18 protein-coding genes are annotated in these 18979 nt (G+C 36.2%); 12 read left to right on the top strand and 6 right to left on the bottom strand.

Features of this window, described 5'->3' with window-relative positions:
* Positions 1-35: 35 nt before the first annotated feature.
* The 7 genes from CXF59_RS12770 to CXF59_RS12800 all read left to right on the top strand — a co-directional run bounded on the left by CXF59_RS12770 (position 36) and on the right by CXF59_RS12800 (position 5751).
* Positions 36-599, top strand: a complete 564-nt coding sequence (locus tag CXF59_RS12770) for a TetR/AcrR family transcriptional regulator (protein WP_101138133.1) — start codon at positions 36-38, stop codon at positions 597-599.
* Positions 600-665: 66 nt separating this feature from the next.
* Positions 666-1214: a carboxymuconolactone decarboxylase family protein gene (locus tag CXF59_RS12775; protein ID WP_101138134.1), complete on the top strand. Its 549-nt coding sequence runs from the start codon at positions 666-668 to the stop codon at positions 1212-1214.
* 954 nt (positions 1215-2168) lie between these two features.
* On the top strand, positions 2169-2903 hold the full coding sequence (locus CXF59_RS12780; protein ID WP_101138135.1) for an SDR family oxidoreductase: 735 nt from the start codon (positions 2169-2171) through the stop codon (positions 2901-2903).
* Between the two features lie 81 nt (positions 2904-2984).
* Positions 2985-3977: a type I glyceraldehyde-3-phosphate dehydrogenase gene (gene gap / locus CXF59_RS12785; protein ID WP_101138136.1), complete on the top strand. Its 993-nt coding sequence runs from the start codon at positions 2985-2987 to the stop codon at positions 3975-3977.
* A 202-nt stretch (positions 3978-4179) separates the two neighbouring features.
* Positions 4180-4488: an EthD family reductase gene (locus CXF59_RS12790; RefSeq protein WP_101138137.1), complete on the top strand. Its 309-nt coding sequence runs from the start codon at positions 4180-4182 to the stop codon at positions 4486-4488.
* Between the two features lie 201 nt (positions 4489-4689).
* On the top strand, positions 4690-5325 hold the full coding sequence (locus tag CXF59_RS12795) for a hypothetical protein (protein ID WP_101138138.1): 636 nt from the start codon (positions 4690-4692) through the stop codon (positions 5323-5325).
* A 117-nt stretch (positions 5326-5442) separates the two neighbouring features.
* Positions 5443-5751, top strand: coding sequence for an EthD family reductase (locus CXF59_RS12800; RefSeq protein ID WP_101138139.1), 309 nt, complete (start codon positions 5443-5445; stop codon positions 5749-5751).
* A gap of 556 nt (positions 5752-6307) precedes the next feature.
* On the opposite strand, the gene CXF59_RS12805 is transcribed toward CXF59_RS12800, so the two are convergent.
* Positions 6308-7243 carry an SPOR domain-containing protein gene (locus tag CXF59_RS12805; protein WP_101138140.1) on the bottom strand — a complete coding sequence of 312 codons (936 nt, stop codon included), beginning with the start codon at positions 7241-7243 and terminating at the stop codon, positions 6308-6310.
* 103 nt (positions 7244-7346) lie between these two features.
* Here CXF59_RS12805 and dprA point away from each other — a divergent pair, with 103 nt between their 5' ends.
* Positions 7347-8447 carry a DNA-processing protein DprA gene (gene dprA / locus CXF59_RS12810; protein ID WP_101138141.1) on the top strand — a complete coding sequence of 367 codons (1101 nt, stop codon included), beginning with the start codon at positions 7347-7349 and terminating at the stop codon, positions 8445-8447.
* Positions 8448-8580: 133 nt separating this feature from the next.
* Here dprA and trpS read toward each other — a convergent pair whose 3' ends face one another.
* Positions 8581-9558 (bottom strand): tryptophan--tRNA ligase, encoded by a 978-nt coding sequence (gene trpS, locus CXF59_RS12815; protein WP_101138142.1) that lies wholly within the window; start codon positions 9556-9558, stop codon positions 8581-8583.
* A 342-nt stretch (positions 9559-9900) separates the two neighbouring features.
* Here trpS and CXF59_RS12820 point away from each other — a divergent pair, with 342 nt between their 5' ends.
* Positions 9901-10683, top strand: coding sequence for a 1-acyl-sn-glycerol-3-phosphate acyltransferase (locus CXF59_RS12820; protein WP_101138143.1), 783 nt, complete (start codon positions 9901-9903; stop codon positions 10681-10683).
* A 35-nt stretch (positions 10684-10718) separates the two neighbouring features.
* Here the strand turns inward: CXF59_RS12820 and recA are convergent, their stop codons facing one another.
* The 4 genes from recA to CXF59_RS12840 all read right to left on the bottom strand — a co-directional run bounded on the left by recA (position 10719) and on the right by CXF59_RS12840 (position 14193).
* The gene (recA, locus tag CXF59_RS12825) at positions 10719-11726 is read right to left on the bottom strand and encodes a recombinase RecA (protein WP_101138551.1); all 1008 of its coding nucleotides are present in this window, start codon (positions 11724-11726) and stop codon (positions 10719-10721) included.
* Between the two features lie 206 nt (positions 11727-11932).
* Positions 11933-12442 carry an acyl-CoA thioesterase gene (locus CXF59_RS12830; RefSeq protein ID WP_101138144.1) on the bottom strand — a complete coding sequence of 170 codons (510 nt, stop codon included), beginning with the start codon at positions 12440-12442 and terminating at the stop codon, positions 11933-11935.
* Between the two features lie 214 nt (positions 12443-12656).
* A complete protein-coding gene (locus tag CXF59_RS12835; protein ID WP_101138145.1) occupies positions 12657-13040 on the bottom strand; it encodes a DoxX family membrane protein in 384 nt (127 codons plus the stop codon).
* A 4-nt stretch (positions 13041-13044) separates the two neighbouring features.
* Positions 13045-14193, bottom strand: a complete 1149-nt coding sequence (locus tag CXF59_RS12840) for an ATP-binding protein (RefSeq protein ID WP_101138146.1) — start codon at positions 14191-14193, stop codon at positions 13045-13047.
* Positions 14194-14476: 283 nt separating this feature from the next.
* Between CXF59_RS12840 and pgk the strand changes: the two genes are divergently transcribed.
* The 3 genes from pgk to CXF59_RS12855 all read left to right on the top strand — a co-directional run bounded on the left by pgk (position 14477) and on the right by CXF59_RS12855 (position 18973).
* Positions 14477-15664: a phosphoglycerate kinase gene (pgk, locus tag CXF59_RS12845; protein ID WP_101138147.1), complete on the top strand. Its 1188-nt coding sequence runs from the start codon at positions 14477-14479 to the stop codon at positions 15662-15664.
* A 107-nt stretch (positions 15665-15771) separates the two neighbouring features.
* Positions 15772-17802 carry a LysM peptidoglycan-binding domain-containing protein gene (locus tag CXF59_RS12850; protein ID WP_101138148.1) on the top strand — a complete coding sequence of 677 codons (2031 nt, stop codon included), beginning with the start codon at positions 15772-15774 and terminating at the stop codon, positions 17800-17802.
* A 187-nt stretch (positions 17803-17989) separates the two neighbouring features.
* Positions 17990-18973, top strand: coding sequence for a DUF4837 family protein (locus CXF59_RS12855; protein WP_101138149.1), 984 nt, complete (start codon positions 17990-17992; stop codon positions 18971-18973).
* Positions 18974-18979: the final 6 nt, after the last annotated feature.

An 18979-nucleotide genomic window follows, 5' to 3' on the forward strand; every position in this document is an offset into this window, starting at 1 on the left:
AGCAACTGCTTAGTTTTGTACCATATTAATAATCAATGGCAAGAAATAAACAATATAACGAACAAGAAGTGATAGAAAAGGCAATGTCTTTGTTCTGGCGCAATGGGTATCAAAATACCTCTGTACGTATGTTGGAAAAGGAAATGGGTATCAACCAATTTTCTATTTATGCAAGTTTCGGAAACAAACACGGCGTTTTCTTAGAAAGCTTAAAGTGTTATAAAACTAAAATATATTCTATTTTCGAAAAATTACAAAACGGAACAGACGGGGTAAATGACATAAAAGCTTTTTTCTATGATTCAGTAAGAATGCCATCAGAATTAGGGGATCATAAAGGTTGTTTATTGACCAACACCTACAATGAATTTGCAGATACCGAGGATCAAATCATCAGCGGGCAAATGAACGAATTCATGAATAATCTTAAAACGATTTTCATTACGAAATTAAGAGCGGATAATGCAAAAGACGAAGTAAGCATTGAGAAGCAAGCGAACTACTTATTATTAGCAAAACACGGTTTAGCTGCAGCATCAAGATTAAACAATACTAAAGAAATCGAAGATTACATTGAATTAACTTTCAGAAAAATCTAAGCTTTTTTTTGACCACAAACTAAGCGTTCGCTTAGATTTAAATACTAATAAATTAAAATTAAAATCATGACAACATTAAAAGTTCATAACATCGAATCTGCTCCAGAAGCAAGTAAAGTATTATTAGAAGGATCTCAAAAAGCATACGGAATGATTCCGGGATTGCACGGCGTTTTGGCAGGAGCTCCAGGAATACTTGATGCGTATCAACAATTACACGAATTATTTGTAAACAGTTCTTTCAATGAAGAAGAATTGACAGTGGTTTGGCAATCAATCAACGTGGAACATGCTTGTCATTACTGTGTGCCAGCGCATACAGGTATCGCTGCAATGATGAAAGTAGACGACGCGATTACGGAAGCTTTGCGTAACGAAGCTCCTTTGGCTAACCCTAAATTAGAAGCTTTACGTATCATGACATTATCAATTGTTCGCAACCGTGGTCATGTTGCTGAAGAAGAATTGGCAGCATTTTACACAGCAGGTTATGGTGAGCAACAAGTTTTGGAAATAATCCTAGGTTTGTCTCAAAAAGTAATCAGTAACTACACCAACCATATCGCAAACACGCCGGTGGATGCAGCTTTCCAAAAATTCGCTTGGAAAAAATAATTAAAAATAATAGCAAGTCACTAACTGTAATATAATTAATTGGGCAGCTCATCCGCCCTCCGTTCCCGCTTTTTTTGTTTGGCTTCGCCGCACAAAAAAGAGTTCCACTCAGCGCGGGCTGCGGGATCGACTGATTAGTAAATATAATTAGGTTTGTGACTTGTTTTTATAAACATTGAAAGCGGCAAAATTTAAAAGTAAAGCGCTAAAATCGTGCTTTAGTAATAGTCTGATTTTAGGAGGTCTGAAGAGCATTTGCGCTGGAATTAGCCTAAACTAAGATTTAGTAGATAGAAGCAAAAAAAGCGGGGTTAAAGTACTCAAGAAATTCCTGCTAAATACAAGATAAAGTGACAATCCTTTTCCGTCGATTTATCTGAAAATAAAATCAATTTTGACTTTATTAGAGAATTAAACAGCCAAGAAATCGGAATACTAAATCATTGTGTTGGAATAGAAAACAACATAATTATATAAGTACCTTTGCTACAAATCATTACATTTTTAAATAGCCAATCGACTCTATGCTTTAACGTATGTATGTTATGTTGGAAAAGTAACCGTTAACGGAAAAGTAATCGAAAAAGTATTTGTGAGTTGGAGCAACCGTAGAATATGACTAATATATTTTAGGTATAGGAAAGGAGTTATTTAATCGAAGTAGTTACTTACACGATTCGAGATGTTTACCGTCTAATATCAGCTTTTATTAATGACTTTATCAGGTTTGAGGAATACAAATACGTTGACTGAAACCTAGTTCCTCATAAACTATCAGTGTTTATGAATAATCCTAAAGAAAACATAAAAACACATATCCGTCAATTTATAATCGGTAAATTTGAGTGTAACAGCTTTACATACAATTATTTACTATCGTTTTCAAATAGTAATAGTGTTACAGGTATAGAAATCCATAAAAATAAATAATTAAAATATTTAAACAATAAAATTATGAGTTATTCAGTACAAAACAAAGTCGCTTTAGTAACAGGTGCAAACAGAGGAATTGGTAAATCGATAGTAGAATCGTTGATAAATCACGGAGCTAAAAAAGTATATTTGGCCGTCCGTGATGTAAATTCAACTACGGATTTAGAAGAAAAATTTGGGGATAAAGTAATTACCGTTGAGGCAGATGTATCTGATACGGCATCAGTCCAAGCATTAGCGCAGCAAGCGATTGATGTGGATATTGTAGTAAACAATGCAGGTGTAGGTACTCCTCAATCAATCCTTGGTGAAGATGTAGAAAAAGATTTTGCTTTTCAATTAGAAGTAAATGCTTTCGGTTTACTACGTGTGGCTAATGCTTTTGCTAAAACATTAGAAGCAAATAAAGGAGCTTTAGTTCAGATGAACTCTATAGCGTCTGTTAAAAACTTTCCCCATCTTTCTACCTACTCTGCCTCAAAAGCGGCATCATATTCATTGACACAAGCATTAAGAACAGAGTTAGGAGCAAAAGGAGTTACTGTATTAAGTGTTCATCCTGGTCCGGTTGCGACAGCTATGGCAGTTGCCGCAGGTTTTGAAAATGCTGCCGCTACTACAGTCGTTTCTGAAGGAATTATTAGTGCACTTGAAGCAGGTGATTTTCACTTATTTCCAGATGAAATGGCAAAGCAAATTGAAGCGGCTTATCAAAGTTTCTCCGATAATGTTATAATGGTAGATTTCTCCGAATAACAAAGTAGGACAAGAAAGCGATTTTATTTTGAAACCTCTCCTGAATAATATTCGAAATTTAATTTAATTAAATCCAAAAAAATGAAAAAAATAGCAATTAACGGGATGGGGCGAATAGGAAGAGCCGCACTCAAAGTAATATTGGACACACCAAATTTGGAATTAGTAGCAGTAAACGATATCGTTTCTGCAGAAAACATTGCATACCTCCTTAAATATGATTCTGTTTATGGTGTATATGAAAAGGAAGTAACGTTTGATGATAAAAACCTTATTATAGATGGTAAGAAGATTCAATATAATTCAGTTCGTAATCCAGAAGAATTACCTTGGAAAGAAAACAATATTGATGTAGTAATTGAAAGCACAGGTTTTTTTACAGCAAGTGAGGATGCAAAAAAACATATTAAAGCAGGGGCCAAATCGGTAATAATATCTGCGCCTACAAAAAGCGAAGATATACCAAATGTAGTTCACGGTGTTAATTCTGCAGACGGAAAAACAGATGTCTTTTCTTGTGCAAGTTGTACCACAAATAATATTAGCCCCGTAGTTGAAGTCCTTGGGCGTAGAATCGGAATCAAAAAAGCTATAATGACAACAATTCACGCTTACACAGCTTCACAAGCAATAGTTGATGCACCTTCTAAAAAGAACTTTAGAATGGGGCGTTCAGGAGCTAACAATATAGTCCCAACATCAACAGGAGCTGCTATCGCTACAACAAAGGTATTGCCTGAGTTTAAAGGTAAATTTGATGGAGTTGCTTTGCGTGTTCCTATTCCTGTAGGTTCTATTTCAGATTTAACTTTTGTAACGGAACGTCCTGTAACGGTTAAAGAAATAAATGCAATTTTTGAAGAAGAAGCTGCGACGGAAAGATACAATAACGTATTATCAACGACCACGGAACCTTTAGTGTCGTCAGATATCGTTAAGAACCCTTACGCTTCAACAGTTGATTTGAGTATGACAAGAGTTGTTGACGGAGATTTATTAAAAGTAATGACCTGGTATGATAACGAATGGGGATTTACCAATCAAATGATACGCCAAATTTTAGCAGAACTATAAATTAATATCTTTACAAGATAAGTTCAGACTTTATTATATTGCACTTCTCTTCTAAATAAATACAAAAGAAATGGTTTTTTTAACAAAAAGAAAGCTTGCTTTAGTACAAGAAAGATGGAACGGAATTAATAATAATCTATGAACAAAACGGATATTTCAAAATAGAATATTAAAAATAAATTAAATATTAAAGACAGAAACAATGATAAAATTAACCGTACTATACCCTAACACAGTGGGTTTAAAATTTGATAAAGAATATTACGTAACTAAACACGGGCAATTACTTGTAGATTTGCTGGGTGATGCTATAATTTCGTCTGATGTAAATATGGGAGTTGCTGGTGGTGCTCCTGACACACCGGCGCCTTATGTCGTAATAGCGAACATGGTTTTTGAATCTATGGAGTCGTTTGAACATTCTTTTGGAGCAAATGCCGAAAAGATTATGGCCGATCTTCCAAACTTTACGAATGTTCAGCCACAAGTTCAAATTAGTGAGCTTTTATAAATATACGGGTTTATTAAAGACTGATGAAGTTTTGATAGAAAGACAGTGACGGTATCTTATTACCAGCGAATCGAAAACATTAAAAAGATACTTGGAATGGCCCAGTAACAGATGAATCTTTTACAAAGCTGACATGGGGTTATAGTAAATTTAGTGACAGTCTTAGAGAAGGTTTTTAATAGCAGAACTAACTTAATCAGCATGGTAATACAGGATATCAACATAAAAGAGATAACGCAGCAATGTATCAAAAATGTATTTAGAACAAATACAAATGAGGTTGGCTTTATTCATCTTGACTTCGGGAAAGATTTAACGCCTTACCAATTTAGGTCGATTATGGTGCATCTTAAGCATGAGTTATCAAAGTTCACTGCTGTTAAATACAACAAAAAATTAAGCTATCATTGGCTTGTACGTTTTGACCAGCAAGTCAATACCCCTTTTCACGTAGATAATGCCGCCGATCAATTTTTTTTGATGCTGGGATACGAACAAAGTGAAATAGAAAGCGAGTTGCACATAGCGGATTATTATAAATATGCGAATGAAAGCAACGCTGCAACAAAGGATTATCTTAAAAAGTTCACTCCAATATTTAAAGATGAAGAGTCAGAACTAGCGCCTTATACCACTAAAGTAAACTTAGATCAAAGCGATACCTATACAATTGTTTTGATCAATAACAGCAATCCAAAGTTCGCTCCGGAAACCTTAGGTGTGTTCCATAAGGCGGTGATCGTAAAACCAGATTTGAGAAAAAGTAGAATAGTGAATTCAATGGTTCTGAATATGTTGCCAAAAGGGGCAATCAATGATAATGAACTTAATGACTAAGAATTTCTAAACAATGGCGTTATAAGTAAATAGCTGAAAGCATTTAACCTTGTGAATGAAAGAGGCATTTGATGAAAAAAGTTCAATAAAATCTAAACGTATAAAATAAAAAATAGTATGATAAAAGTAAGCATAATGTATCCAAACGGTCCAGAGACGACCTTTGATGTTGATTATTATAAAAACTCTCACCTTCCCATGATAGCTGAATCTTTAGGAGATGCTTTAATAAGTATGGAATTGAATGTAGGAATGGGGGGCAGGGTACCCGGCGAATTAGCACCTTATGTGGCAATAGGACATTTGACATTTGATTCTATGGAGTCTTTTCAGTCCTCTTTTGCGCCTCACGCAGCAAAATTTGCGGCAGATATACCTAATTACACTAATGTTGTTGGAGAACTTCAAATTAGTGCGATTATTTAACAATCAAATTTAAATCTGTTGATGCTCTTTTGTTAGAGATGCAAAATGTAGCGTTTGCGACGCAGTTCTTAAAACACAGCAACCTGTAAAAGGGTTGCTTTTTTATGGAGTTGTTTTTAGGAAATGCTGTAGTTGAGATTAAATACTTCAAACATAATCCCTAGTGACTAAACTACTCGGATAGCGCGAAATTGTATTTCATCCCCGTAAACTGAATCAATACTCGTTTACTATTGCACTACAGGAGGTACCGCAACCACCAACTCCGCTAACGGAGATTAAAACAGAGCTTTTAGGGCGTGATTTGCCTTCAGGCGACATTGTGTATGTTTAAACAAACAATCACACTCTAAACCACTTAAAAAAGCCTATTTGGATACCAGACATCATAGCCATTCCAAATGCCTAGCCCAGATAGCAGCGGCATCCTCTTGTGCTCTCGTTTTTTTACGAGACCGCAAGAGATAAAGCGGATAGCTGGAGATTGCTTCTAAAAAAACACCCCCAAATAGCTTTTCGCTTTTTGGGGGTAGTTTAAACCATCAAGGTTTTTATATTATAGAGACTCAATCAAAAGCCAAGCTTCCGGATTGTCTGTTTTCTGAATTTCTTTTTTCGCTTTATCTGCTTCTGCATAGGTGGTATAACTGCCATAAAGCACAGGGTATAGGCCATATTTATTGGCTTCGATACGTCTGGCTTTGTATCCTAAGTCAGAGAGACGTTTGAATATCTTATCGGCATTTTTTTCTTCTCTGAAAGCGCCTGCCACAATATGATACGACATTTTACTTTCTTTTACAGAAAGAGTTACTGCCGGTATTGGGGTTTTTATAAAGAAAGTAGCTTCTTGAATTTTATTATTTACCTGTTTCTGAACGGCTGTTTCAACCAGTACAGTTTCGGTGGCGATTTGGTTTTGATATACGGAATAACTAACACTCGCGGTTAACCCTAGTCCTAAAACAAAAATGGCGGCATATTTTAAATACGAACGACCGGTTCTTTCTTCAGTGTCTAAAGTGATTACGGTATTCTCTTCTAATGCTTCTATTTTTTGTTCGAAGATTTCTCTTTTTACAGCCGGAGAAACAAAGGCGCTTAAACCGAAAGAACTCGACAAATAATTCGTCTGGTCAAAAGGTTTGAAAACAATATTATTGTCTGTGTTAAGACTGATGTCTCCAATGTTTTTTATCGAAAAATTGCCATTTGCCTCTAATGCCTTTTTCCAGTTCAACACTTCGTACTGAATAGCGCTTACGGCATAATCATAAGAGGTTTTCTCTGCTTGAGCAATATGGTTGGCTAAAAGGCCATCGTTATTTTTCAGATTAGCATTAAAAGAGATCATCTTTTTTGGAGGAAAAAAGGAATTAGCGCTTTCAACCCACTGAGCCGATTGGATTTCAGTCAAAAATGCACCGAATCCAGGAACGGTAACACATTGATAACGATATAAAAGCTGCGCGATGTAAGGTTCGATATTCATGTATACAAAGTTATACAACCAAAATACTTATCAAAATTTTATTCACAATTTTTATTAACAATCTGTGTAATTTTTTTATACATTTCAACTACAAATAATTAGCATGACAGAACAAGATTTATTTTATCTATTGGCATTGCAAAGAGTGGAAGGCGTAGGCGACATCATGGCCAAGAAACTACTTACTCATTGCGGTTCTGCCGAGGCAGTTTTCAAAACAAAAACCACGCAACTTGCCGCCATTGATGGTGTGGGTTCGTGGACTCTTAAAAATCTAAAAGACAAATCTGTTTTTGACAAAGCCAATGCAGAACTGGAGTACATCAAATTCAATGATATAAATGCCGTTTATTTTCAAGATGAAAAGTATCCAGACAGATTGAAACATTGTATTGACGGACCACTTTTATTATTCACTTCTGGAAATATCGATTTAAAAAACCGAAAAATAATCAGCATTGTGGGCACGCGCCACATCACTTCTTACGCAACCGAATTTTGCAGAAAACTAATAGAGGATTTGGCACCGCTGGATCCCATTATCGTAAGTGGTTTTGCCTATGGCGTAGATATCGTGGCGCATCAATTGGCTATGGAACATAATCTGCAGACGATAGGAGTGGTGGCACACGGATTGAACCAAATATATCCCAAAATACATAAAAAATATGTTGCTAAAGTAGAAGAGAATGGCGGTTTCATGACCGAGTTCTGGAGTACATCTAATCCTGACAAAGAAAATTTTGTAAGAAGAAACCGAATCGTTGCGGGAATGTCTGAGGCAACTATCGTAATTGAATCAGCTGATCGCGGCGGTTCATTGATCACCGCTAACATGGCCAACGATTACAACCGAGATGTTTTTGCGGTTCCGGGACGTGTAACCGACAAGTACAGCCAGGGCTGCAATAACCTCATAAAAACACAGAAAGCGAATGTGCTCACCAGCGCCGCCGACTTGGTTTACATCCTGAATTGGGATATTCAGAAGGAATCAAAATCCGTTCAGAAACAGTTGTTTGTGACGCTGGAGGACGATGAACAGAAAGTCTATGATTATCTGCTGAAAACCGGAAAGGAATTGATGGATATCATTGCCTTACGTTGTGATTTCCCCATTTATAAAATTTCAGGAATGCTTTTGAATATGGAGCTGAAAGGCGTGGTCAGGCCGTTGCCGGGGAAATTGTTTGAGGCGATATGATTTTTACCATATAAGCCATATAAGTTTTTGTGAAATAGTATTTTTTTCGTGTAAATAGCTTGTATTAGTTTATAAAACAAAACCCCTTTCCGTATTGAGTGGAAAGGGGTTTTGATGTTATTAATCTTAGAAATTAAGCGGTTTCAAAGCCTAGTTTAGTTCTTACTCTTGATAATACACCATGAGCAACTGTTGAAGCCTTATTAGCGCCTATTTTAAGCAATTCGTCTATTTCAGGGAGGTTGTTCATGTAGTAGTTGTATTTTTCTCTTTCGATTTTGAATGTTTCACAAATTAGTTCAAACAAAGCTTGTTTGGCGTGCCCATAACCGTAATTTCCACCTAGGTAGTTGGCAGTCATTGCGGCCAATTGCTCCTCATTAGCCAATAATTTATAGATAGCAAATGCATTACAGGTCTTGGGATTTTTTGGGTCTTCCAGTGGCGTGCTGTCGGTCTCGATGCTCATGACTTGCTTGCGCAATGCTTTGTCGTCAAGGAATATATTGATGATGTTATTGGCAGATTTGCTCATTTTTCCGCCATTAGTTCCGGGAATCAGCATATTGTCTTCCTGAATTTTTGCTTCTGGAATGACAAAGGTTTCTCCCATTTGATGGTTGAATCTTGAAGCCACATCGCGAGTGATTTCAAGATGTTGCAACTGATCTTTCCCTACGGGAACCAATTGTGCATCGTATAATAAAATATCGGCAGCCATCAACATAGGATAGGAGAACAATCCGGCATTGACGTCTTCCAGTCTGTCGGCTTTATCTTTGAATGAATGCGCTAATGTCAGACGTTGAAAAGGGAAAAAACAACTCAAATACCACGACAATTCCGCCGTTTGCGGCACATCTGACTGTCTGTAAAAAACCACTTTGTTAACATCTAATCCACAAGCCAGCCAAGCGGCGGCTGTGCTATAAGTATTTGTTCTTAATAATTCTCCATTTTTTATTTGCGTGATAGAGTGCAAATCGGCAATGAAAAGGAACGATTCATTTTTAGGGTCATTCGACAATTGTATTGCCGGTATAATTGCGCCCAGTAAGTTTCCTAAATGTGGAGTTCCTGTACTTTGAACGCCTGTAAGTATTTTAGCCATTGTATTTTTTTCTTGATTGCAAAGTTCGCAAAGTTTTTTATTTTTTTGAGGTAATTTTTAAAAACTTACACAAAGGTTCGTAGCGTTTAGATGCGAAGATAATTCGCGAAGTTTTGTAGAATTAGTTTTGTATGTTTTTTCAAAACTCAATTATCATACAAAATTACACAAAGGATAACGGAGTAAAACCGGAGTGAAGAGATGCAAAATCTAATAAAAGATGCTCTTTGCGCATCTTTGAGTCTTTTTTTGTGTGGATTTGTGAAATACTAATAAGTTGACTGGTTCTATAAATCGAAACTTTATAATAATGATAACATTCGATTCCTTACTTTTGACGTCATGAAAGGAATCAAAATAATCTTCTGGACTTTATGGCGGATGTGGTTTTACGTTTTATTTACTATCCCCATAGTGATTATGTTGCCGTTTTTATTAGTGTCTATAGTTTCTGAAAAAGGCTATCCGTATTACTTTAAAATGGCACGCATTTGGGCGAAATTTATTCTCTTCGGAATGGGTTTTTACTATAAAATCGAAAAAACCCAAGTATTAGAACCGGACAAAAGCTATATGATTGTGGCTAATCATACTTCTATGACTGATATTATGTTAATGCTCGCAACGATTAAAAACCCTTTCGTTTTTGTCGGAAAAGTGGAGTTGGGTAAGATTCCGTTATTTGGCTTTTTCTATAAAAGAACCTGTATTTTGGTAGACAGGGGTTGTTCTAAAAGCCGTTTAAAAGTTTTTAATGAGGCTCAGAAAAGATTAGACCGCGGTTTAAGCGTTTGTATTTTTCCTGAAGGCGGCGTTCCTGATGATGAATCTCTACTTTTGGATACGTTTAAAGACGGCGCATTCCGACTTGCGATTGAACATCAAATTCCAATAGTACCTATCAGTTTTGCCGATAATAAAAAGAGACTTTCCTATACTTTTTTTAGCGGTGGTCCCGGATTAATGCGGGTTAAAATACACGAACAAATTGAAACCTTTGGAAAAACGGCGGTAGACAGGAGACATATCAGGGAGGAAGTTCGTGATGTTATTTATGCTCAGTTAGTACAGTTTGAGAATGAATCAAACGAGAAAAAACTGATGCTTGCAAAATATAAATTATAAAAAAAGAGTTGGCCATGGCCAACTCTTTTTTAGTTTTATGCGTCTGCTAATTCTTTTATCCTAGCTTTGATTTTTAATTCAAGTTCATCAGCTAATTCCGGATTGTCTTTAATCAACGATTTTACCGCATCACGGCCTTGCCCTAATTTGGTTTCACCATAACTGAACCAAGAACCTGCTTTCTTTATGATTTCAAATTCTACGGCAAGATCTAAAATCTCTCCTGTTTTTGAAATTCCTTCACCGTACATGATGTCAAACTCAGCAATTTTAAAAGGCGGTGCTACTTTGTTCTTTACCACTTTCACTTTAGTTCTATTACCTAGTACGCTGTCCCCGTCTTTAATTTGCGTAGAACGACGTATATCTAAACGTACTGAAGCGTAAAACTTTAATGCATTTCCACCGGTAGTCGTTTCAGGATTTCCGAACATCACTCCAATTTTCTCTCTCAATTGATTGATAAAGAAAACCGTACAATTAGTCTTGCTAATTGTTCCAGTTAATTTTCTTAATGCTTGAGACATTAAACGCGCATGAAGTCCCATTTTGGAATCTCCCATTTCACCTTCAATCTCACTTTTTGGAGTCAAAGCAGCAACGGAGTCAATAACAACAATGTCAATTGCCCCTGAACGAATTAGGTTTTCAGCAATTTCTAATGCTTGTTCTCCATTATCTGGTTGAGAAATAATAAGGTTTTCAATATCTACCCCTAATTTCTCAGCATAATTTCTGTCGAACGCATGCTCCGCATCAATAAAAGCTGCTATTCCACCTGCTTTTTGAGCTTCTGCAATAGCATGAAGTGTTAATGTTGTCTTTCCAGATGATTCCGGACCGTATATTTCAATAACTCTTCCTCTTGGGTAACCACCAACTCCTAATGCTAAATCGATTCCTAAAGACCCTGAAGAAATAGTTTCTACTTCTACAATGGCTTTATCGCCCATTTTCATTACAGTTCCTTTTCCGTAGGTTTTATCCAGTTTGTCAAGCGTAAGTTGTAGCGCTTTTAATTTAGCTTCTTTCTCTGTACTCATCTTCTCTTTTACCTTTTCTTTCATCTATTTGTATTGTTTTTCTATCTGTAACAAACTAACAGGATGGATTATTATCCTGAAAATTTCATTTAAAAGTAATCGTATGTTTTAGTAAAAATACTTCTTTTTATGATGTGAATTTTTACTTTTATGTTTTTTTTGAACCTCTGATTTTAGGAAAAAAAGACAGTGTCAAATGATTGTTTTTATATGAACAAGGCCTTCAATTCTGTAGCATCTTCTGGCTTCATTTTTCCGGCTAAAACCAAACTGAGTTGTTTGCGTCTTAAGGCCGCATCAAAACGTTCCTGTTCTAGTTCTGTTTCCGGGATTAGTTGGGGTACTTCTACCGGTCTTCCCGTGTCATCTACTGCAACAAAAGTGTAAATGGCCTCATTAGCCTTCGTTTTATTACCAGATTCTCTGTCTTCTACCCATATGTCTATAAAAATTTCCATAGAACTTTTGAAAGCTCTGGAGACTTTAGCCTCGACAGTAACTACACTGCCTAACGGAATGGCTCTATTAAAAGCTACGCTATTCACGGATGCCGTGACCACTATTCTTCTGGAATGTCTTCGCGCAGCAATACTTGCTGCACGATCCATGCGAGCTAATAATTCACCACCAAAAAGATTATTCAAAGGATTTGTTTCGCTGGGCAACACTAAATCAGTTAATGTTGTCAAAGATTCGGAAGGATGTTTTGGTCTCATTTTATATGTAAATGTAATTACTTTTTTCTTTTATTTGTAGCAAAAATAGTTAAAACTATGTACTTTAGAGCATAGTAGCTTTTAAAAGCCTTTTCGTCCTAGATTAAGACGATTAACATGATTTAGTCTTGTAAGCTCTGGCAAGTTTTGAGCTGCGCCTACTTTAAGTAGCTGAACTATGAACTTTAAGGCCGTAGCGATTTATTATTGTCTATTAATTTAACCAGTACACCGCCATTACTGCCGGTATAAAATAAATGACAATAGTTCTTGCTCCATCGTAATCTTTTGCCAGTCGTTGACCAAAAAGCAACATAAGTAAGGTGATGCAAGAAAAGAGCGCGCCGTAAAAACCAAATACTCTACCGTTGTTTACCAATAATTCGATACAACCCACAATGCACAAAACACCTGATATTAATTCTAATACAAGAACATTTGCCAAAGCCAATGGCACATGATTTCGTAATTGTGTTTTAGCAAAATGATCTTTTAGCCAGTCGACATTATCTTTCCAGTAAAACAGTTTGTCGTAACCGGATTGGAGAAAAGATATCGCTAAAAAAATTAAAAGTAAGATGGAGGCAACGTTGTTCATATGCTTATTTTTTATGGATTAGTCGTGTGAGCTTGATTGATAAATCGGTTAAAATAATTTTGGCATTTCCGTTGCGTTCTACGTGATACATTGCGTCAGAGAGTTCTTTGAAGATATCGTTAATGTTATTGCCATTTACAAAGGGAGCAAAATTTTCCAATTTGAATTTATCAACTTTGGGTTCAAAATAAACTAATCCTTTAGTCTCGTAATTCATCATTAATGCTTGACGAAACATTTCGATGCAAAATTCTAGAAATTTCTTTTGCGTTTCTCTTCCGAGGCTTGCGATTTTTTCACTCCAAAGTATTAAATCCTGGATTGCAGCTGCATTTCCTTTGGCCTTGAAAGCGGCCCGAACCCAAGTTACAAACCATTGCTCAAATGGAAATTCGTCATTATCATCGTGAAGTAGGTGTAACGCGATATTGTAATTTCCCTGTGCTTGATGTGCGATTTTTGCCGCTATGTTTGGGTCGGTCTGCTTTCGCGAGATCAAAGCTTCTGCTATTATAGGCTCGCTCAAACCGTTAAAATGCAAAACCTGACAGCGCGAACGTATGGTTTGGATAATGTCTTCCTCATTTTCGGAAATCAAAATGAACACTGTCTTTTCGGGCGGCTCCTCCAGAAGTTTTAAAAGCTTGTTGGATGCATCTAAATTCATTTTATCGGCCATCCAGACAATCATTATTTTATAACCGCCTTCGTATGATTTTAAAGAAAGTGTTTTTAAGATCTCTTGTGCATCATCAACTCTGATTAATCCTTGTTTATTCTCTACACCTAAAACTGCGTACCAGTCAAAAAGCCCTCCGTAAGGGGTTTGGGAAAGGAACTTTCTCCAATCGGCAATAAAATCTATGCTTTTAGGCTTTTTATCTACTTTCGGAGTAGTTACCGTAGGGTAGGCAAAATGTAAATCGGGATGTGATGTTTTCTGGAATTTCAGGTTGCAGGCTTCATTGGGACCCGAGTTTTCCCCGTTTTGATTGCCGCATAAAATGTATTGTGCATAAGCGATCGCCATAGCTAAAGTCCCGCTTCCTTCCGGCCCAACAAATAATTGCGCGTGCGGTATCCGGCCCAATTCTGCACTTTTTGTCAGATGATTTTTAATGTGTTCTTGCCCTAAAATTTCAGAAAATTGCATGAAGCAAAGATATAAGAAAATGAGTTAGTCTAAAATTTTCGTTGGCAAAGTTTGCTAAAAGATGATTCTATAATGACTTTAAATTTTGTTTTTGATTTTAAAACGGGAACGGACGCCCTTTCTTGAAAATAATTCATTTTAAATAGTGATAAAATAAATTATTTGTAGAATTACAACGATTTCGTTGGTTAAAAGTAGTTTTTTTTGATTTATCCGAATTTATTAATAATCTAAAATTCTATATTTGTTATTCTTTCAAATAAACAAACTAAAAACAGACTTGATGAAGACTTTAAATGATTTTGATTTCAAAAATAAAAAAGCAATAATACGTGTTGATTTTAATGTGCCTTTAGACGAAAGTCTTAACGTGACCGATGCTACTCGTATTGAAGCGGCAAAACCCACTATAGATGCAATTTTAGCACAAGGTGGTAGCGTAATTTTGATGTCTCATTTAGGGAGGCCAAAGGGTGTGGAAGAAAAATACTCATTGAAACATATTTTGAAGACAACTTCAGAAGTGCTTGGAGTACCCGTGCAGTTTGCCTCAGATTGTATTGGTAAAGAAGCTGAAAATGCTGCTGCAGAATTGAAACCAGGCGAGGTTTTGTTATTGGAGAACTTACGTTTCCACAGTGAAGAAGAAGCGGGAGATGTTGGTTTTGCAAAACAATTGGCGGCACTGGGAGATATTTATGTGAATGATGCTTTTGGAACTGCGCACAGAGCGCATGCTTCGACTACGATCATTGCGCAATTTTTTCAAAATAAAAGATGTTTCGGATTATTATTGGCTAAAGAAATAGAGAGTTTAAATAAAGTATTAAAAAATAGCGAAAAACCGGTAACAGCAGTTCTTGGTGGATCAAAAGTGTCTTCAAAAATCACCGTTATTGAAAATATTTTGGACAAAGTCGACCATATGATTATCGGTGGTGGAATGACCTTTACTTTTGTAAAAGCATTGGGAGGAAAAATTGGAGATTCTATTTGTGAAGATGACAAACAGGAATTGGCTTTGGAAATTTTAAGATTGGCAAAAGAAAAAGGAGTACAAATTCATATTCCTGTTGATGTGGTTGCCGCAAATGCGTTTTCAAATGATGCCGAAACTAAAATCGTGGATGTGGACTCCATTCCTGACGGATGGCAAGGTCTTGATGCAGGACCGAAATCATTGGCTAACTTCGAAAAAGTAATCATGGAATCTAAAACGATACTTTGGAATGGCCCATTAGGAGTTTTTGAAATGGAAAATTTTGCTAATGGAACTACTGAACTGGGTAAATATATAGCAGCTTCCACTGCAAAGGGAGCCTTTTCTCTTGTGGGTGGTGGTGACTCAGTAGCGGCAGTAAAACAGTTTGGTCTTGAGGACAAAATGAGTTATGTCTCTACAGGCGGAGGAGCTATGCTTGAAATGCTTGAGGGTAAAGTATTACCAGGAATCGCAGCAATTTTAGACTAGATATTCAGTTTTAACAATTTTTATAGAAGTTTATAGTTATAACATATTAAGTTTGTAAAATAACAATCCCTTAAGCGTTTAGAATTAAGTGTGTTAACAATGTAAATATGACTTTAAAAAACATATCAATATCCTTCATTATATTAACATCAATTCCTTCGTTTTCGCAACAAGTTGCAGAAAGCAAAGGAATTGTTAGTATGGAGACAAATCTATCTTACCTAGATTCCATTAAAAAGACCTTCGTAAAAGATGAAATGGCTGCTTGTGTGGACAGTTTATGGATGAAGGAACTGACCAATCTAGAGTTGTATAATGACATCACTTCTGATATTGAGAATATCAATATGGACGAAAAGGTAGATTATGAATTGCCTACTGAATTGTTGAAATCAAGGTTGGAGGCCATGAACGCAAAATCGCCTTTTAAGATTGAATACAATCAGAGTTTGGAAAATGTAATTAAATCGTTCCTGAAGTACAGGAAACATTCTTTTGAGCGATTAATGGCAATTTCAGAGTATTATTTCCCCATGTTTGAAGAGGCTTTCGCCAAACAAAATGTGCCTTTGGAGATAAAGTATCTGTCTATTGTTGAATCAGCATTAAACCCGAAAGCAGTTTCCAGAATGGGTGCCACAGGACTTTGGCAGTTTATGTATCAAACTGGAAAACAATACAAGTTGAAGATCGATTCGTATGTTGATGAAAGGAGTGATCCTTTGAAATCAACTGCCGCTGCCGCAAAATACATGTCTAATATGTATTCCATTTTTGGAGACTGGGAGTTAGTATTGGCATCTTATAATTCAGGACCTGGGAATGTATCTAAAGCAATCAGACGTTCTGGAGGAAAACAAAGCTATTGGGACATCAGAAAACACCTTCCAAGAGAAACACAAGGGTATGTTCCAGCGTTTTTAGCGACCATGTATTTATATGAATACCACAACGAGCACGGAATCAAAGCGGATAGAGCAGTGGTGCAGCACTTTGCCACTGACACCGTAATGATCAAAAAGCAAATGTCATTCAAACAAGTTTCGGACTTACTGGATGTTCCCGTTTCGCAATTGCAATTACTGAATCCGTCTTACAAATTAAATATCATTCCTTTTTACAACGACGAAAATCATTATTTGAGATTACCGACAGAGAAAATAGCAGCATTCGTTTCGAACGAAGACAAAATGTATGCTTATGTCCAACATGAGTTAGAGCTAAAGGAAAATCCTTCCCAAAATTCAAGAGCGGTAGTGAAAAGTGACGAAAATAGTAGCGAAACAAAAACAATTAGACGTAGCACTACAAAATATTACAAAGTAAGACGAGGGGATAACCTTGGTACGATTGCCAACAAGTATGACGTCGCTGTTTCAGAAATTAAGAAATGGAACGCACTGAGAAGCAATACCATCGCTTATGGAAAAAGTTTAAAAATCATCACTACAGAAAGCGTGGTTCAAACCGTTAAGAAAGAGCCTAAAACAGAGATTGCTTCCGCAGATGTAAAAGTCGTCGTGAAGGAAGTTAAAATTATAAAAGAGGTTAGAATAGATACATTATCTGCGTATACCGCCACTGTTTATATTGTTCAAAAAGGCGATAATTTAAAAAGTATTGCTCAAAAAAATAATGTTACGGTAGCTGAAATTAAAGAGTGGAACCACCTCTTGACTACGACGGTTCAATTAGGGGCGTCTTTAACCGTTGCGGAAATAAATACCGACGCTAAGGCGGATCCTACCGCAGAAGCCGATCCGAAAGATATCGAATATACAGTCCAAAAAGGAGACAACCTTGGGAATATAGCGAAGAAATTTGGTGCTTCTTTAGCCGATTTAAAAGAATGGAATCAGTTATCGAGTCAAAACATCGTTTTAGGTAAAGTTTTGATTGTTGCAAAAAATGAAGTTGCCATCAATACTTCGAAAACCTCGGTAGATTCATTCAAAAAAAGGGATAATGCCGCCGCGGTCTCTACAAAACCAGGAGCCGATTATTATGTTCAAAAAGGAGATTCTTTGTATAGCATAGCCAAAAAGCATCCGGGGGTAACGATTTCAGATATTAAAAAGTGGAACGATATTCGCGATGAAAAGATTAAACCAGGAATGAAGTTGAAAGTCAGCGGATAATATGTAGAATACCGATTAGGTATTCAATATAGTCCAATAATCCCTAGACATCGGGAGAACTACTTTGATACTATGCCGCAAAATCGGCACAAGTTATTATCATTAAACCATTAATTTTCGGAATAATTAATAACTAAAATTGGTATAACTTCTATAAATTTGGGTTTTATTACATAATACAATCAGAATGAAGAAACCCCATTTTTTAGTGCTCCTTATTTCCATTTTGTTTTTTTCTTGTAAAGAGGAAAGCAGCGACGTTATTCGAAAAACTACAGGAAAAGTCAATAACATCTCTGTTATTATTGATGATCAGCAGTGGAACGGCGAGATAGGGGATAGTATAAGAAATAAGTTTGCTTCCCCTGTAATCGGTCTGCCGCAAGAAGAGCCTCTTTTTACCATAAATCAATATCCTGTTAAACTACTTGAAGGGTTTATGACGGACAGCCGGAACATCATTATAGTAAAAAAAGGAGAAAAAAATAATTTTGTCATAAATAAAGACCAATATGCCTCACCCCAAAATGTCTTTCATATTTCAGGGAAAACAGGTGCTGATATCTTGGCAATTTTTGAAAAACACAGCCCTGAAATAATTCAAATTATTCGTCGGACAGAAATTGAGGAATGCCAAAGAATTAATAAAAAAGCACTTCTTAATCCAAGAATAATCACCAATAAATTCCATATCAATATAGACGTACCTTCCGATTATGAATATATGGTCCAAGAACCTGATTTTATATGGTTGAAGAAAGAATTAGTCAGTGGGAACACTAGTTTGTTACTGTATCAAGTTCCGCTTAATGCCATAAAAAACAAGAATAATTTGGTTTCAAATATCATTAAAATGAGGGATTCTGTAGGTGCTTTATACATTCACGGAAAAGAACCCGATACAGATATGATTACAGAAGAAGCCTATTCCCCTTATTTTTTTAAGATTAAACTAGACGGTAAGTTAACGTATGAGATGAAAGGAACCTGGGAGTTGAGGAATGATTTCATGTCGGGACCTTTTATTAATTACGCAATTCTTGATGAAGAGAACGATAGAGTGCTACTTTTGGAGGGGTTCTGCTACTCTCCATCGAAAGAAAAACGGGATTTAATGCATCAATTGGAATCCATCATAAAATCAGTTACCGTACGTAAAAAAGAATTATAAATTAGC

Origin of the sequence: Flavobacterium sp. ALD4 (assembly GCF_002836475.1) — a bacterium.
In the GTDB taxonomy this organism is placed as follows: domain Bacteria; phylum Bacteroidota; class Bacteroidia; order Flavobacteriales; family Flavobacteriaceae; genus Flavobacterium.

Excerpts from the sequence above, each read along its gene's own strand:
- CXF59_RS12850 (WP_101138148.1), top strand. The coding sequence starts at position 15,772 with ATGACTTTAAAAAACATATCAATATCCTTCATTATATTAACATCAATT.
- gap (WP_101138136.1), top strand. The coding sequence starts at position 2,985 with ATGAAAAAAATAGCAATTAACGGGATGGGGCGAATAGGAAGAGCCGCA.
- CXF59_RS12820 (WP_101138143.1), top strand. The coding sequence starts at position 9,901 with ATGAAAGGAATCAAAATAATCTTCTGGACTTTATGGCGGATGTGGTTT.
- CXF59_RS12835 (WP_101138145.1), bottom strand. The coding sequence starts at position 13,040 with ATGAACAACGTTGCCTCCATCTTACTTTTAATTTTTTTAGCGATATCT.
- CXF59_RS12770 (WP_101138133.1), top strand. The coding sequence starts at position 36 with ATGGCAAGAAATAAACAATATAACGAACAAGAAGTGATAGAAAAGGCA.
- CXF59_RS12830 (WP_101138144.1), bottom strand. The coding sequence starts at position 12,442 with ATGAGACCAAAACATCCTTCCGAATCTTTGACAACATTAACTGATTTA.
- trpS (WP_101138142.1), bottom strand. The coding sequence starts at position 9,558 with ATGGCTAAAATACTTACAGGCGTTCAAAGTACAGGAACTCCACATTTA.
- CXF59_RS12790 (WP_101138137.1), top strand. The coding sequence starts at position 4,180 with ATGATAAAATTAACCGTACTATACCCTAACACAGTGGGTTTAAAATTT.
- CXF59_RS12805 (WP_101138140.1), bottom strand. The coding sequence starts at position 7,243 with ATGAATATCGAACCTTACATCGCGCAGCTTTTATATCGTTATCAATGT.
- recA (WP_101138551.1), bottom strand. The coding sequence starts at position 11,726 with ATGAGTACAGAGAAAGAAGCTAAATTAAAAGCGCTACAACTTACGCTT.
- CXF59_RS12840 (WP_101138146.1), bottom strand. The coding sequence starts at position 14,193 with ATGCAATTTTCTGAAATTTTAGGGCAAGAACACATTAAAAATCATCTG.
- CXF59_RS12855 (WP_101138149.1), top strand. The coding sequence starts at position 17,990 with ATGAAGAAACCCCATTTTTTAGTGCTCCTTATTTCCATTTTGTTTTTT.
- CXF59_RS12775 (WP_101138134.1), top strand. The coding sequence starts at position 666 with ATGACAACATTAAAAGTTCATAACATCGAATCTGCTCCAGAAGCAAGT.
- dprA (WP_101138141.1), top strand. The coding sequence starts at position 7,347 with ATGACAGAACAAGATTTATTTTATCTATTGGCATTGCAAAGAGTGGAA.
- CXF59_RS12800 (WP_101138139.1), top strand. The coding sequence starts at position 5,443 with ATGATAAAAGTAAGCATAATGTATCCAAACGGTCCAGAGACGACCTTT.
- CXF59_RS12795 (WP_101138138.1), top strand. The coding sequence starts at position 4,690 with ATGGTAATACAGGATATCAACATAAAAGAGATAACGCAGCAATGTATC.
- CXF59_RS12780 (WP_101138135.1), top strand. The coding sequence starts at position 2,169 with ATGAGTTATTCAGTACAAAACAAAGTCGCTTTAGTAACAGGTGCAAAC.
- pgk (WP_101138147.1), top strand. The coding sequence starts at position 14,477 with ATGAAGACTTTAAATGATTTTGATTTCAAAAATAAAAAAGCAATAATA.